This window comes from Haloferula chungangensis (genome assembly GCF_042664875.1).
Lineage (GTDB): Bacteria > Verrucomicrobiota > Verrucomicrobiia > Verrucomicrobiales > Akkermansiaceae > Haloferula > Haloferula chungangensis.
This window is the reverse complement of the sequence record NZ_JBHTBS010000002.1, coordinates 456998-471333: the sequence shown is the minus strand read 5'-3', so window position 1 is coordinate 471333 and position 14336 is coordinate 456998. Positions and strand designations below refer to the sequence as shown.

The window sequence follows — 14336 nt, the reverse complement described above, 5'->3', positions numbered from 1 at the left end:
GTCAGAGCGTCGCCGGCACGCTTTCAATGAGGTGGTCGATGATATCGGAAACGCCAATCCCTTCAGCTTCCGCGCGGTAGTTCGGCAGAATCCGATGGCGAAGAACCGCGGCCGCCAAGGCCCGCACATCCTCCATCGCGACATGGGTCCGACCTTCAAGGAGCGCCCGCGTTTTGCCGCCCAGAATCAAGAACTGTGCCGCCCGGAGGCCCGCGCCCCAGTTGACGAAATCATTGATGAACTCGCTCGAGCCCTCGCGTCCCGGTCGGGATGCGGCGGCGAGTCGCACCGCGTAGCGCACCACCTCTTCAGCCACCGGAACCTTGCGCACCACGTCCTGATAGGCCATCAGTTCCTCAGCCGTGAATAGCGGCTTGATCTTCTCACCCCTGGCTCCTGTCGTCCGCATCACCACCGTCACCTCGTCATCCTCGGGAAGGTAGTCGATGACGACGTTGAACATGAAGCGGTCGAGTTGCGCTTCCGGCAAAGGATAGGTGCCTTCCATCTCGATCGGGTTCTGTGTTGCCAGAACAAAGAACGGTTCCGGCAGTGGAAAGGTCGTGCCCGCCGCGGTGACCTGATGCTCCTGCATCGCCTCAAGCAGCGCCGACTGGGTCTTCGGAGGCGTGCGGTTGATCTCGTCCGCCAGGATCATGTTTGCAAAGATCGGACCTTTTTGAAAAACCATTTCCCGCCCCTGCCCCGTCTCACCCACCATTTCGGTGCCGGTGATATCGGATGGCATCAGGTCAGGCGTGAACTGAATGCGGTGGAAACTCAGATGGAATAGTTCGGCCAGTGATTTAACCAGCAACGTCTTCGCCAGTCCCGGCGCGCCGGTGATCAGGCAATGCCCGCCACTGAGCAAGGCGATCAGCATCTCGTCGATCACATCTGCCTGTCCGATGATGACCTTTGACAACTCGGAGCTGATCCGTGCGCGAGCCGATGCCAGCTGATTGACCGCATCACGATCCCGATCATGTTCATTCGGCGCATCGAGTGGGGGGAGATCCCTCGGAAGGGCCGGCGGTATCGGATCGGGATGGGACATGACTGGATATAAGAAAGGGGTTCAATGGGTCAGGGCGTAGAACACGATATTAATACCCATGGGGTAGGACTTCTTTTCGGAAAATTCCCGGAAATACCATTCGTTCTCTCCTTCTCGTTCCCAGCCATCGCCGAGATCGGTATTGAAGCAGATGATGCACATCATCCGCCCCTGATCGTCGAACAGAGCCTTGTAGGAAACATCACGCGCTCCGGTCTTATACTGCTCCCAGGTGATTCCCTGATCCCTCCCTCGAATCGCATTGTTGATCGCCGGCACCTGCGGCTTCTCTTTCAGGTCGAATACACAGTGAAAGATCGGATGTTCGAGCGGCAATTCCTGCAACTCCCGGTCGAGATCACGGTCGGGGAAGACCTGACGGAACTCGCTCATGAAGCCCTCCCACTCCTGATCGCCCCAAAAATCATCCACCATCAGAAAGCCACCATTTTCAAGATACCTCCGCAAGGCCACCCGCTCCTCATCACTCAGCCAGATTGCGCCGGGCTCGATCATGTAGATGAACGGATAATCGAAGAGTTCGGGGTCAGTCAGGTCGAGGATTTTCCCGTCGGGATCGACTTCGATCGAGCTCAACTCCTGAAGACGATAGGAAAAGTTCAGATCGCTATCAGGATAGTCGGTCCGCCATCCACCCCCCCGCCTTCGCCCGCCTCCACCCGACGAATATCTTATTCTAACAAATGTGAACAGGTCATCGGGCATGTGAGGCTTCACCTCCCAATCGGGCACGCCATTTCGCGAGGGTACACCGTCAAAATCATTGTAGTGATCACGTCGACCACCGCCGAATTGAGCCAGGGCAAACCCCGTTGCCAGCAGGGCGACCAATGCAATTGCATAAGCCCGTAATTTCATCGTTCGATCTCTGGTTCGGATTGTCGCTTGAGTTCGCGCAGCAGTCCGTGAGCCGCCCGGAAACGTGGAGCTTCTTCAAGTGCCAGCAGGACGTGGCGACGCGCCTTCGCTTCGTCCTCATCGCGATAAAGCCCGGCGAGCCGGAAATGGATGTCGGCGGGATTGATGGGATCAAGTTCCAGCAAGGTTTCGAACGCATCCATGGCCCCTTCATCATCGCCCCGCTGCTCCGCCGCCAGCCCGAGTGCCTGATGCGGCGCGCGCAGCAGTGGATTGACCGATAGGACTCGGCGAGCCGAATCGTCCAGCGCCTCCCAATCGCTGGCTTCGAGGTCCAGCTCGACCAATCGCAGGAATGCGTCCGTCGCCTCTCCGTCGACTTTCGACCACTCCCGCAAGGCCAAGCGTTCCTCCTCAGTATCGCCGAGATTGCGATAGGCCCTGGCAAGGATTGAGTAGCCATTCGAGGCTCCGCCGTAGGAGGGAAGCAGCATCACCAGCCTTTCACCGATCTCCTTCGCCTCGTCCCAGCGACGCTCACCAAGCAACCATTCGGCCCGCATGGTCAGCGCCCAGAAGTTGTTAGGATGTTCATCGAGAATTTCCGAGACCGATTCCGGATCGCGGGGTGACGCCGGTCCGGGCATCGTCCAGTCGACATCCGGAGCCAGACCTTCTGCACGTTTTTGGGCGAACGCGGCGAAACCTTCGTCGAGCTTTTCCACCGCCGCCATGCGCCGCGCCAGCACCTCCTCGATCACCCCATTTGTCCGCAGGTCATCGAGCACTTGCTGGAAGCGGTCTTCGCCATAAGTCTCGATCAGATAGCCGACAAGCAGCGAGGCTTCGAAATAGGCAAAGCCAATCGTCTCGGGTTCCGCGAAATTCGTTAGTGCGGCACTCAGTCCGGAAATCGGAATCAAGCCATCGACTTCAAGGATGCGCTTGCGGAATTCCGGAGTCATCTGGCCGGCGCATGACGGATCACGTCGATGCTCCTCGTAAACCGAAATCCCTTCAGTCAGCCAACGTGGAATGCGGTTGGCGGTCGCGCCGAGGGTGATCGTGTGGCAGAACTCATGCCACAGCGTCGACTCCCAATTGGTGCCCATCGCGCCCGGGCTACCCGGACTATTCATCGCGATCACATTCCCGAAACAGGCTCCGAGAATTCCGAGCCCCCCTGGAATCCCGAGGGTCCGCACCGCGAAGTCCTGCTGATCCGGGAAGAAATCGACCACCACCGGCTCCACGGGTCGGTAACCATAGCGAGCGCCGAGATCCCGTTCCGCCTCTTCAAGAAGTTCCAACACCCGTTTGCCATACACCGCGGCCTCGGTCGGTCGCATGCGCACCGCAAAACTTCCGGAGCTCAAGGTCACGAATTTTTCCAGCTCGTCGTGCAGCAGCATCAGGTTGAAAACCTCCACATCATAGGGGTCCGCCTCCTGAACCTCGCGGATCATCGCCCAACCTTGCTGGTCATTTCCTAACCGCAACAAGTTCTGACCGAGCGCCTTTTTACTCGGTAGATGGCTGGGATCAGCTTCAAGCGCCCGACGCAGAAAGTCGGAACCCTCTGTGAAACGCCGCATTTGCGAGAGCTTCTCTCCGATCCAATAATCGACTTCCGGATTTTTCGACCAGGGTTCCAGCGCTTTTGACCTCGCTCGTTTTCCCTCCTCGTCCTGATCCAGACGATAAGCGATCGCCGCCTCCAGCGCCCATGCCTGCGGGTGCGCTGGATTGGTTTTTCGCACGTCGTCGAGAATCGATCGCGCGCTGTCGTAGTCCTCGACATCGATTGCGTGGACGGCGCGGAGAAGATGCGCCGGCAGATGCCTGGGATTCGACTCCAGGACCTCGTCGAGAAAACGCTCGGACCGCACGCGATCCGACTGCGAATAAGCTTCCGCCTGCAAATACAGGAAGTCCGGCACCGGACCGACGCGGGTGCGAACCTCGTTGAGCACCTTGGTGGCCAGCGCATAGTCCGCCTTTTCGATCGCCAGTTCGGCAGTCGCCAGGGTGGCCTGCCAGCCGGCTGTCTCGAGTTTGCGGGCCCGATCGTAAAACTGCTTGAGCACCAGCTTGGGTTCGGCCCCCAAAAGCAGGGCGGCCCGCCCCAGCGCGACCAGCTCGACGGCATTGAGCGTGGCGGGGTTCGACTTTTTCGCCAGAGCATCGAGTCCCTCGAGCCGCTTTTTTGACTCTGCCTCGCGCCCTGTCCGGCGCAGCACTTCAATGGCTTGAACCTGAATCGGAATGTAGCCTTCAAACGCCGCCGCAGCCTCAGCGGCACGCTCGCCAGCGAGCTCGTAGCGACCCAGGCTCATCAAGGCGTTCAACTGAGCCTCAACCACTTGAGGGTCCCTGCGAGCAAACTCGGAAATCTGCTCGGCGAACTCCAGAGCGGACTCATACTCGCCCGAAGTCACCAGTCCCCAGGCCTGAAGCCCCGCTCGAGACCAGCCTTCCTGAGCTCCCAGGGGAGACACCGGAGCCACCGCCAGGAGGACGGCGGGCACGATGATCCGGACCGGAAATGGAAAGGGCATTAGTATGAGAAAACCGCCCAAACATCAGGTTGTGGGACAAAATGTCAAAACCGTGTCATGAGCCCTCCTCCGGAATGCCGGATCCTAGCCTGGAGAATCGGCGTCGACCGTCGGGTAATCCGTGTAGCCATGCTCGATTTCACCATCTCCTAGAAAGTAGAACGTCGAGGGATCCGGCTCGTTCAGAGCTGCCCCGGTGCGGAATCGTTCCACCAAATCCGGATTCGCGATGAAGGCCTTCCCAAAGGCCACCGCATCCGCATCGCCCTCATGAACCGCCTTTTCCGCAGAAGCTTGATCAAATCCCTGATTGGCGATGAAGGGTCCGCCGAAAGCCTTTTTCATTTCCGGACCGATCGCCTGACCGTCGTGCTGCTCCCGAGCGGAAATGTAAGCGACCGACCGATTTCCAAGCTCCTTGGCCACATGCGTGAACAAGGCCAGTGGGTCCGAGTCTCCCATATCATGTTCGTCACCCCGCGGTGCCAGATGCACCCCGACCCGTCCCGACTCCCAGACCGTCGTTACCGCATCGACAATCTCTAACAAGAACCTCGAGCGATTTTCAATGGATCCCCCGTATTGATCATCGCGATGGTTCGCCGAATCCTGAAGAAACTCGTCGATCAGATAGCCATTTGCTGAATGGATCAGCACGCCATCGAATCCCGCTTTCTTCGCGTTTTCAGCGCCCACTCGGAATTCTTCGACCACCGACTTGATCTCATCGACGGAGATCGCTCGCGGAACCACATAGTCCTTCTTCGGACGTACCAGACTGACATGTCCCTTTGCCGCGATGGCACTCGGGGCAATGGGCAGCTCACCATCGAGATAACTCGGATCCGAGATCCGGCCAACATGCCACAACTGAAGATGAATCAAGCCCCCCGCATCATGCACCGCTTGGGTTACCTTCTTCCATCCCTCGACCTGATCCTCGGACCAGATCCCCGGAGTATTCGGATAGCCAACGCCCATCGCCGAAACCGACGTTGCCTCCGACATGATCAATCCCGCAGTGGCACGCTGGACGTAGTACTTCGCCATCAGATCCGTCGGCACCCGTCCCTCACCCGCACGACAGCGGGTCAATGGAGCCATGATGATGCGATTCGGCAGCGATAGCGCGCCGAGTTGGAGGGGTTCGAAGAGTTTCATACGTTGTTCGATCGGCGATCTTGCTCGGCAGTCCCTCGCCACGGAGTCCACCGATGTCAAAAGGAAGTTCGGGGCGGTTCGCTCACTTCTTTTTCGCCTGACTCATCGCCTGGCTGAACCAATCGCCGCCACCGCCACCACCCTGATTCTGACCGCTTCGTGCCTGGCCGCGGCGGGGCGGACGCGAGTCGCGACGATCCGCTGGACCACCGCGCTGCTGACGTGGCTCGAAGTCGGGCGCTGATTTCATGGAAAGCGAAATGCGGTTCCGCGCGATGTCGACTTCCATGACCGTCACGCTGACTTTTTGGCCGACCTTGACCACTTCGCTCGGGTCTCTAACAAACTGATCCGAAAGCTGGCTGACGTGGACCAGACCGTCCTGGTGCACCCCGACATCCACAAAGGCACCGAAGGCCGTCACGTTGGTCACGATCCCCGGGAGTTTGAGCCCCTGTGTCAGATCGCTCGGCTTTTCGACGCCTTCGGCAAAGGAGAACAACTCGAAGGCTTTCCGCGGGTCACGACCTGGCTTGGCCAGCTCGTTCATGATGTCCTGCAGGGTTGGCAGACCGACGTCATCGCTCACGTAGCGCTGCAAATCGATCTTCTTTCGCGCAGCCGGATCACGCAGCAGGTCCTCAACGCCGCAGCCGGCATCCTTGGCCATCTGCTCGACCAGAGCATAGCGCTCGGGGTGGACCGCCGAAGCGTCCAGCGGATGAGCCGCTCCGCGAATCCGCAGGAATCCTGCGGCCTGTTCGAAGGCCTTTTCGCCAAGTCGCGGGACACTCTTCAGCTCGGCCCGCGATGAAAACGCGCCGTTCTCGTTGCGCCACGAAACGATGTTTTCCGCAAGGCTCGCATTGAGTCCGGAAACATAGGCCAACAGCTGCTTCGATGCGGTGTTCAGTTCGACGCCCACGCCGTTCACGCAACTTTCCACAATATCATCCAATCCGGCCTTCAGTGCCCGCTGATCAACATCATGCTGATACTGTCCCACACCGATGGCTTTCGGGTCAATCTTCACCAGTTCTGCCAGGGGGTCCATCAGCCGGCGGCCAATGCTCACCGCACCACGCACCGTCACATCCTCGGTCGGGAATTCCTCACGCGCCGCTTCGGAGGCCGAGTAAATCGACGCACCGCTCTCGTTGACCATGATCACCGGAATGGAAGCGGGAAGCTTGAGCTTCTTCACAAAGGTCTCGGTTTCACGGCTTGCCGTGCCATTGCCGATCGCGATCGCTTCGATGTCAAATTTCTTGATCAGTCCCGCCAGCTCAACTGCCGCTTCATACTGCTGACTGTTAGAACCTGCGGTGGCGTGCAGCACGGTGTGATGCAGCAGCTTGCCCTTGTCATCCAGGACCACCGTTTTGCAGCCGGTGCGGAAAGCCGGATCGATGGCAATGGTCCGCTTGCGACCGAGCGGCGAGGCCAAAAGCAATTCACGAAGATTGTCCGCAAAGACCTGAATTGCGGTGGCATCCGCCGTCTTCTTGGCCGCGAGACGCATCTCGGTTTCCATCGAGGACATCAGCAAGCGCTTGCAGCCATCTTCCACCGCCTTGCGAACTTCTTCCGCCGCAGCTCCCGAACCCGTCACCCATTCCGGCACGGCCAGCGGCACCACACGTTCCAGCGGCACTTCGATCCGCATGATCAGGAAGCCTTCCTTCTCTCCCCGACGGATCGCCAGGGTGCGGTGCGATGGAATCGTCTGAAGTGGCTCACTCCATTCAAAGTAGTCGCGGAACTTCGCCGCCTCAGGATCCTTGTCCTTGCCATACATCACCTTGGAAGCCACCACCGCTTCCTCTTCGTAAAGCTTCCGGGTCCGACCACGCAAAGCCGCGTCGTCAGCCACCTGTTCGGCAATGATGTCGCGCGCCCCGGCGAGCGCATCTTCAGCCGTCGCGACTTCCTTTTCCGCATCGATGAACTTCGCCGCTTCCTCCGCAGGGTCCGCATCTTGGTTCGCCAGCAGCCATGCCGACAAGGGCTCCAGGCCCCGGTCCTTTGCCTTCGTCGCACGCGTCTGACGCTTCGGCCGATACGGTGCAAAAATGTCTTCCAACGCGCTCACCGTCAGCGCCGCCAGAATCTTTTTCTTCAGCTCTGGCGTCAGAAGAGTTCTCTCCTCCAGTGATTTGAGAATCGATGCCCGACGGTTGTCGAGTTCGGCGAGTTGCAGCATGCGGTCGCGCACCGCCTGAATCTGAACTTCATCCAGCGAACCGGTCGCTTCCTTCCGATATCGGGAAATGAACGGCACCGTCGCGCCTTCTGCGAGCAGCTTGGCGGTTGCCGTTACCGAACTGAGCGGAATGCCAAGTTCGAGGGCAATGGTTTCAAGATGGGCGGCAGCAGGGTCGGCAGGAACGTCACTCATGAATGGAGGGAGCTTTCTGAACGATCCCCCTTTGTCTGGCAAGCGGCGGCCACTACAAAAGCATCCCTCTCACGACATCTCACTGAGCTTCAGGCGCTCCGCAGGACGAGTCCATCACGGAATCCGGAAATCACGGACCACTGCCATGTGCTGCATGTGCTTCACCTCGCTGTCGCCTATCTGGGCAGGCGGGCACTTTTCCAAGGCGCTGAAGACCCGCGTATCGAACACCAGTCCATGGGGAAAGCTCTTGCCCGCCAGCAGCACCGGCGTCGCCAATTGGTCCAAGGCTGCATTGGCAAGCACCCAGTCATACGGCCGATTCCGTGGCACATTGGTCGTGATGTCCCCATGTTCATCCGCTGGCGGCTTCTCCGGACGGAGCACCACTTCCTTCAATTCCGCAAAGCAGGCTTCATCGATGTGGCGCGTGTTGAAATCTCCACCGATTGCCAGCAGCGCGTCTGCAGGGACCTTCGCTCGGACAAAGCGCGCGAGAGCCGCCGCCTGAAGCGTCCGCGAACTTGCTCCCTTCGAGTGGAAATGCACGCTTACCACCCAAAGCTCCCGCTCTTCCGGCAAGCGCAGTCGAGCCCAGGCAAACTCACGATTGTCGAGTTGCGGATCGTCCCAGGATCCCGATTCGATAATTGGAAAGCGGCTGATGATCCCATTCGGGATCTGCTTGCCTGGCTCCTGATAGAACGCGAATTCCTTTCCAAACGTCCGGTTCACCCACTGACGGGTTGGCATCGTCGTGTTGAATTCCTGAATCATCACCACATCCGGTTTCAGCGCCATGAGAATCCGCGCGCCCGCCCCTTCCGGATTGCTGTGATTCCCGTTATCCGCCGACCATGCCTGCGTGCTCACCGATGAAAGATTCGCCGCCACCAGGCGCAGCGTCACCGCCTCCTCAGCAGCGAGAGCAGCCGTCAGGAAAAGCGCGGCAATCAGGCGGATCAGCATCGTCTCTTCGTGTAGCAGGCTCCCTTCCCCCAACCAGTCATTTCATCCAGAGCCCAGGGTAACCTCGCTTTGAAGCGGCTTGGAAGACCGCAAATCCTCACGGGAACTCCGGCTTCAGCCCAATGCCTTTGAGGATTCGATGGTCGGATCTTGCATCTCGATCCCGGCAAGGGATGTCGATCGGAATCCGCACTTTCAAAGTGAGCTAGCCCTGATCCAGAGCCCTTGTCGCACTCACGGCTTCCCCGTCATCATCGTCCAGTGATTCCCGGCGATGCCCACCCCGAGAAGCTTCGGTCCCGATGCCATCATGATAAAGCGATGACCGTCAGAAGCGAACCACGCATCGTAGGCTGCCTGAGCACTTGCGGAACCCATGTAGATGTTCTCGCCGCTGAGACTACCGGTAAAGCCGGCAAGCTTGGCACGATCGCGTGGGCTCTTCTTCCCAGGCACCGGCGACTCGTGGGCGAAGAAGCCTACTCGGACCATATCTCCTGAATGCCCCTCCGCCGCTGCCGAGAGTTTCTCTTCCAACACCAATGGACGCAGCCCGAGCAGGTTCCGTTCGGCATTGAGTAGTTCCGCAAAGTTGATCATCGAGCCACTCGCCCACGGACCCATCTTCTTATTTTGCTCATTCGTCGCAGCCAGTAACTCCACCGCTTCCCGACTCTTCTTGAAGCGCTCCTGCTGGGCTCTCAAATGTGAGCCTTCGACATGCAATCGAGTGATCTCACCAAGAATCTCATCGTCAGACCTTCCGATCGAGTTTGCTTCCTCATCAAATCGTTCCAGCTGTCGGGTAATCTCTAACAAAGCCGCGAAGTGTGACTCGAGCGCCTCGTCGAAGGCCCTGGTATCCACCTTTGTCAATCGGGCCAACCTCTCATTGATTCGCGCCAGCTTCTCCATGTTTTCCCGAAGCTCCTTGATCCTGCTCCCATCCTTCTTCCAATCCGTTCGGATCAGCGGAAGGATTCTCTTCCGTTCCTCATCGATCTCCGATGCCAGATCGGCGTGTTCCGAATAGGGATTCTGGATCGCAGCCGTGCCCTGCCCCAGTTTGTCGATCGCCTGGTCGTGAAACTTCCGCGATGCCTCAAGGGATTTTTCATACTCCGGCATCGCCTCGGGACCCATTTGAAGCCAGGTCCGGTAGGCCGCCTGACGCTTGGAGGCATCCGTCGATGCCATCCACTGATTCGCCTTCCGGGAAAACTCCGCAGCAGGGCCAGACACCTGAGCTTGAAGCGATGAGATGAGAAAAAGCAGAACCCACAGAGCCTTCATGGGGAGGCACCCTAGTGGAAACCCCGGCCGATGCATCGTCAAAATCCCGCCATCCCAATCGAAGCTCACTTCCGTCGCTTCACCCCGGCTCAGCTCCCGAACACCCCAAGGCACTTCGCAATCACTTCGCTCTGAAACGCGGGAGGAAACAGCACTCCCAATGGCACCGCCACCGCCAACAGCGCAGGCACTTTCCCCAGCGACCGACCAGCCCATTTTTCCAGAAGGGTCAGCAGTCCATGCACGGAGAAAAACAAGGTCGGCATTCCAAATCCGGATCCTACCGGCAGCGTGATCGCCAACTCATGGAGCAACCCCGACCCCACAAATACCGCCATCACTCCGGCGCTACCCCCCAAGAGCTTCTCCACCGGTCTCCCCACCAGGCGCTGCATCATTTGCGAGTATCCGACATTCCATCGCCGACTCCAGAAATCCGCCACTCCCCGCGCCCTGAGCAGATTCGGGAACAGCGTTCTAACAGGATAGCCTGCCGCCCTCAGACCGGCTTTCAAGACACGCAGTGCTCCGAAGTGAAACCCGAGACTCATCGGCAAAAACATCACGAAGATCTGTCGCCACCCCATCCACCAAACCAGCCACGCACCCAAGGTTCCGGTCCCCATCAGGGCGAGCCCCTCAAACAGGTCCCGTTTCCAGCTCAGCCCCTTCCTCTTCACCCGAAAGCTCTCGGGATCCATTCCGAACCAACAGATCGAGAAAACCAGGTAGCGACTCAATGCCAGTCGCCGCCGACCCGCCCACTCGGCATAGACCAGTCCTTTCATCCCACCGAGCAACACGCAGCAGATCCCGATCATTCGGAACAAGGGCTCCTCCTCGGCAAGGACTCGATCCGCCATCCACACCGCCGCGCCGAGGAGAAGCCAACCCAGGAGTCTCCGCAGCCAAGCCATCTTCACTCTAACAAGCAGCGGCCCACTCGCGATTCCCGCCGCCACCAAACCGAGAATCCACCCGATCACCCCAGACCTCCCTTCTCGAAAAACCCGAGATTCCACCCCAGCAACAAACCGTAAAGCACCACCAATCCGGCAAACAGAAGGGTCAGCAAATGCTTTGCCAGGCGGTTTGCTGCGCTTCCCTCGATCTCCCGCAGATCAAAGCCGAAGAACTGAATCCCGAGTCGCGCCGCCCACCACAGAAGCATGAAAACGCTCATCGCCATCGCCGCTCCCGTACCGCCCATCAGCCACTCACCAAAGCCCAGGGCCAGCACCGCAAAGAAGAGGTGGCTGCTCCAGACATAGATCGAGTAGGTCCACCACATCTCCCTCATCAATGGCGTCAAACCCGCCAGCTTCTCGGACCATCCCAGCACCTTGGGAATCCAGAGACTTCCGATACAGAGGAGGACCAGCGACCACCCACCCACTGACAGACCGATCTGAATGAGCTCTTTCATGGAAAAAATGCGGCGAGGAAAAACACCAGGCTGAGGTAGCCGAAAACTCCGAAGAAAAAGACATCCCATGCCCGGTCCCGACGACGCGTCTCCTTGTCGTAGTAGCTTAGTTGCACCAGCACCCGGCTGAGCCAGAACAACCCGAAGAACCCACTCAGCACCCGACCCATTCCCTCTTCCCTCAACAAATCCGGCCAACCGAGGCAAAGCATCGCAAGCGCCACAATGATCGCCACGATATAGGCGCAGTGCACATGGAACACCTGGCGCACGATCACTGCGGAACCGGCGAGATTCCCGGCATAGTTCCAGCGCTTCGCCGCAACAAAGTTGGCAGCTGTTAGACCGATCAGCATCACGCCTGCGATCCGCAGCGCGATTTCATGATAGAGTGGATTCATGGCGGGGGATTTCTATTTCGCTTCACAAAACTCATCATCGCAGACCAACGCATCCATTCGGTGCAATTCCTCCCGGACCTGCCGGTCCTTTTTACGGAAGAACACCTTGCTCAGCGCATGGCGGTTTGCTGCGAGCACCCGACACGCCTTCACCGCCACCGGCAGCAAACCCGGGCCACCCAGCCTCTTCGCGGTCCCCTGATGATTCGCGCAACTATAGAGGCACCACACCCAGGCCTCTGCCCCCCGATAGATCTCTCCCGCGTGGGTCCTCACGACCATCTCCCGCGCGGGATCCAGCGTTCCCAATCCCGGAAACACCCGCTCCGCCTCCGCCGCCTGATACGGCACAAACGCAATCGCAAAGGCCCGCGGTTGCCTCGCAATCCATTCATGAAAGCTGCAGCACATCCCGCAGCGACCATCGTAGAACACTTCAATTCCTTTGACTTCTTCAGGTAGTTTCATGGCTCTTCGGTTTCTTTTCTTTCAGTTTCTTCTGAAACTTCTGGATAGCAAGAAATAAATGAAGAGCTCTTTTTGGGTATCGGAGCGCCTGAGAATTTCGCGGATGATCGCCCGCTTGCCGCATCTCCGAATATCTGCATCTTGAGCGTCCTCCGTGACCGTTACCCGCTTTGCTCCCAGCCCCACCGGACTGCTCCACACCGGCCATGCCTACGCCGCCAAGGTCGCCCATGATTTGGCAAAGGAATCAGGCGGACAATTTCTCCTACGCTTCGAGGACATCGACTCCACCCGGGTGCGTGAGGAATACTACGAAGCGATCGAGGAAGACCTGCTCTGGCTCGGTCTGGAGTGGGACGATGCGCCCCTCCGGCAGTCGGATCGCCTGGAAGCCTACGGGGATGCCCTCGATCGGCTTCGCGAGCTCGGCCTCGTTTATCCCTGTTTCTGCACACGGCGTGAGATCGAAGAAGAGATCACCCGCATGGCCTCGGCCCCTCACGGACCGGAGGGGCCACTCTACCCCGGCACCTGCCGTGCCCTGACGCTCGCTGAAAGCCACGACCGGATCGCCAGCGGAGAGCTTCCAGCCTGGCGGCTCCACGCCACAGCAGCCGCACGCGTAACAGGCCCACTCACTTTTTCCGATCGCCGTTTCGGCAGCGTCCAAGTCGATCCCACAGCCCTCGGCGACGTCGTCCTCGCAAGGAAGGACATCGGCACCTCTTATCACCTCGCGGTGGTTGTCGATGACGCGTTTCAGAAAGTGACCCGGGTGACGAGAGGTGAGGACTTACTCGCATCCACCCATATTCATCGGATGCTTCAATCGCTGCTGGAATTTCCCGAACCGGAATATTTCCACCACGCCCTGATCACCGATGAACATGGTCAGCGCCTGGCGAAAAGAGATCGGTCCCGGACGATCCGCAGCCTGCGGGAATGCGGCGACTCTCCATCCAGGATTTTCGCCAGCTTTCCGAAATAGGAGGAGGATCTCGCTTCTCCATTGACTGGGGAGGCATGGTGGGTGGGGTGTGGGAAAGCTACCGCCTCGCCAGTCAGCCCGTTTTTCAAGGCATGTACGCTCAGGATCGACTGCTGATCCCGCCCGCGGAGTGCCACCACGATTGCCGATCCCTGCATTTCCGCTCGCCACCCGCCGCTACCTCGCCAAGGCTAGCGCCCATGTCTGATATCAAGATCACACTCAAGACCGACAAGGGCGACATCGATGCCACACTCTTTGCATCCAAGACCCCCATCACCTGCGCCAACTTCCTCAACCTCGCCAAGCGCGGTTACTATGATGGCATCACCTTCCACCGCGTGATTCAAAACTTCATGATTCAGGGTGGCGACCCAACCGGCACCGGCCGTGGCGGCCCGGGGTACAAGTTCGGCGACGAGTTCCACCCGGACCTCAAGCACAGCAAGGCGGGCATCTTCTCGATGGCGAATGCCGGACCAGGGACCAACGGCTCCCAGTTCTTCATCACCCACGGTCCCACCCCCCACCTTAATGGCAACCACTCTGTTTTCGGTGAAGTCACCAGCGGCCAAAGTGTCGTCGACTCCATCGCCCAAGGCGACAAAATCGTCTCGATCACCATTCACGATGACATCAGTGGATTGCTCGAGGACCAAAAGGACAACGTCGAACACTGGAACTCGATTCTCGACAAGTAAGACCGGAGCCTCGCGTGGCGGATTGCTTGACTTTGTC

At 58.9% G+C, this 14336-nt stretch carries 13 protein-coding genes; 2 read left to right on the top strand and 11 right to left on the bottom strand.

Features of this window, described 5'->3' with window-relative positions; genetic code table 11:
• Position 1: 1 nt before the first annotated feature.
• The 11 genes from ACFQY0_RS05910 to ACFQY0_RS05860 all read right to left on the bottom strand — a co-directional run bounded on the left by ACFQY0_RS05910 (position 2) and on the right by ACFQY0_RS05860 (position 12610).
• A complete protein-coding gene (locus tag ACFQY0_RS05910; protein ID WP_379710257.1) occupies positions 2 to 1057 on the bottom strand; it encodes an AAA family ATPase in 1056 nt (351 codons plus the stop codon).
• Between the two features lie 21 nt (positions 1058 to 1078).
• Positions 1079 to 1936 (bottom strand): DUF4159 domain-containing protein, encoded by an 858-nt coding sequence (locus ACFQY0_RS05905; RefSeq protein WP_379710255.1) that lies wholly within the window; start codon positions 1934 to 1936, stop codon positions 1079 to 1081.
• Positions 1933 to 4494 carry a tetratricopeptide repeat protein gene (locus tag ACFQY0_RS05900; protein WP_379710253.1) on the bottom strand — a complete coding sequence of 854 codons (2562 nt, stop codon included), beginning with the start codon at positions 4492 to 4494 and terminating at the stop codon, positions 1933 to 1935. The genes ACFQY0_RS05905 and ACFQY0_RS05900 overlap by 4 nt, the downstream gene beginning before the upstream one ends.
• Before the next feature lie 84 nt (positions 4495 to 4578).
• Entirely contained in the window at positions 4579 to 5655 is a 1077-nt protein-coding gene (locus ACFQY0_RS05895; RefSeq protein WP_379710251.1) for an alkene reductase, read from the bottom strand.
• A gap of 82 nt (positions 5656 to 5737) precedes the next feature.
• Positions 5738 to 8053 (bottom strand): Tex family protein, encoded by a 2316-nt coding sequence (locus tag ACFQY0_RS05890; RefSeq protein ID WP_379710249.1) that lies wholly within the window; start codon positions 8051 to 8053, stop codon positions 5738 to 5740.
• Positions 8054 to 8167: 114 nt separating this feature from the next.
• Complete coding sequence (locus tag ACFQY0_RS05885) at positions 8168 to 9022, bottom strand: endonuclease/exonuclease/phosphatase family protein (RefSeq protein WP_379710246.1); 855 nt, start codon at positions 9020 to 9022, stop codon at positions 8168 to 8170.
• 234 nt (positions 9023 to 9256) lie between these two features.
• The gene (locus ACFQY0_RS05880) at positions 9257 to 10315 is read right to left on the bottom strand and encodes a CAP domain-containing protein (RefSeq protein WP_379710244.1); all 1059 of its coding nucleotides are present in this window, start codon (positions 10313 to 10315) and stop codon (positions 9257 to 9259) included.
• Between the two features lie 89 nt (positions 10316 to 10404).
• Positions 10405 to 11301, bottom strand: coding sequence for an MBOAT family protein (locus ACFQY0_RS05875; protein WP_379710242.1), 897 nt, complete (start codon positions 11299 to 11301; stop codon positions 10405 to 10407).
• The gene (locus ACFQY0_RS05870; protein WP_379710239.1) at positions 11298 to 11741 is read right to left on the bottom strand and encodes a hypothetical protein; all 444 of its coding nucleotides are present in this window, start codon (positions 11739 to 11741) and stop codon (positions 11298 to 11300) included. The genes ACFQY0_RS05875 and ACFQY0_RS05870 overlap by 4 nt, the downstream gene beginning before the upstream one ends.
• Positions 11738 to 12142: a hypothetical protein gene (locus tag ACFQY0_RS05865; protein ID WP_379710237.1), complete on the bottom strand. Its 405-nt coding sequence runs from the start codon at positions 12140 to 12142 to the stop codon at positions 11738 to 11740. Before ACFQY0_RS05865 ends, ACFQY0_RS05870 begins: the two co-directional genes overlap by 4 nt.
• A gap of 12 nt (positions 12143 to 12154) precedes the next feature.
• Positions 12155 to 12610, bottom strand: a complete 456-nt coding sequence (locus tag ACFQY0_RS05860; protein WP_379710235.1) for a thiol-disulfide oxidoreductase DCC family protein — start codon at positions 12608 to 12610, stop codon at positions 12155 to 12157.
• A 154-nt stretch (positions 12611 to 12764) separates the two neighbouring features.
• Here ACFQY0_RS05860 and gluQRS point away from each other — a divergent pair, with 154 nt between their 5' ends.
• Positions 12765 to 13598, top strand: a complete 834-nt coding sequence (gluQRS, locus tag ACFQY0_RS05855) for a tRNA glutamyl-Q(34) synthetase GluQRS (RefSeq protein WP_379710233.1) — start codon at positions 12765 to 12767, stop codon at positions 13596 to 13598.
• 200 nt (positions 13599 to 13798) lie between these two features.
• Positions 13799 to 14299 (top strand): peptidylprolyl isomerase, encoded by a 501-nt coding sequence (locus ACFQY0_RS05850; RefSeq protein WP_379710231.1) that lies wholly within the window; start codon positions 13799 to 13801, stop codon positions 14297 to 14299.
• The last annotated feature ends 37 nt before the right edge of the window (positions 14300 to 14336 follow it).

Excerpts from the sequence above, each read along its gene's own strand:
- ACFQY0_RS05895 (WP_379710251.1), bottom strand. The coding sequence starts at position 5,655 with ATGAAACTCTTCGAACCCCTCCAACTCGGCGCGCTATCGCTGCCGAAT.
- ACFQY0_RS05870 (WP_379710239.1), bottom strand. The coding sequence starts at position 11,741 with ATGAAAGAGCTCATTCAGATCGGTCTGTCAGTGGGTGGGTGGTCGCTG.
- ACFQY0_RS05910 (WP_379710257.1), bottom strand. The coding sequence starts at position 1,057 with ATGTCCCATCCCGATCCGATACCGCCGGCCCTTCCGAGGGATCTCCCC.
- ACFQY0_RS05900 (WP_379710253.1), bottom strand. The coding sequence starts at position 4,494 with ATGCCCTTTCCATTTCCGGTCCGGATCATCGTGCCCGCCGTCCTCCTG.
- ACFQY0_RS05860 (WP_379710235.1), bottom strand. The coding sequence starts at position 12,610 with ATGAAACTACCTGAAGAAGTCAAAGGAATTGAAGTGTTCTACGATGGT.
- ACFQY0_RS05890 (WP_379710249.1), bottom strand. The coding sequence starts at position 8,053 with ATGAGTGACGTTCCTGCCGACCCTGCTGCCGCCCATCTTGAAACCATT.
- ACFQY0_RS05850 (WP_379710231.1), top strand. The coding sequence starts at position 13,799 with ATGTCTGATATCAAGATCACACTCAAGACCGACAAGGGCGACATCGAT.
- ACFQY0_RS05885 (WP_379710246.1), bottom strand. The coding sequence starts at position 9,022 with ATGCTGATCCGCCTGATTGCCGCGCTTTTCCTGACGGCTGCTCTCGCT.
- ACFQY0_RS05865 (WP_379710237.1), bottom strand. The coding sequence starts at position 12,142 with ATGAATCCACTCTATCATGAAATCGCGCTGCGGATCGCAGGCGTGATG.
- ACFQY0_RS05905 (WP_379710255.1), bottom strand. The coding sequence starts at position 1,936 with ATGAAATTACGGGCTTATGCAATTGCATTGGTCGCCCTGCTGGCAACG.
- ACFQY0_RS05880 (WP_379710244.1), bottom strand. The coding sequence starts at position 10,315 with ATGAAGGCTCTGTGGGTTCTGCTTTTTCTCATCTCATCGCTTCAAGCT.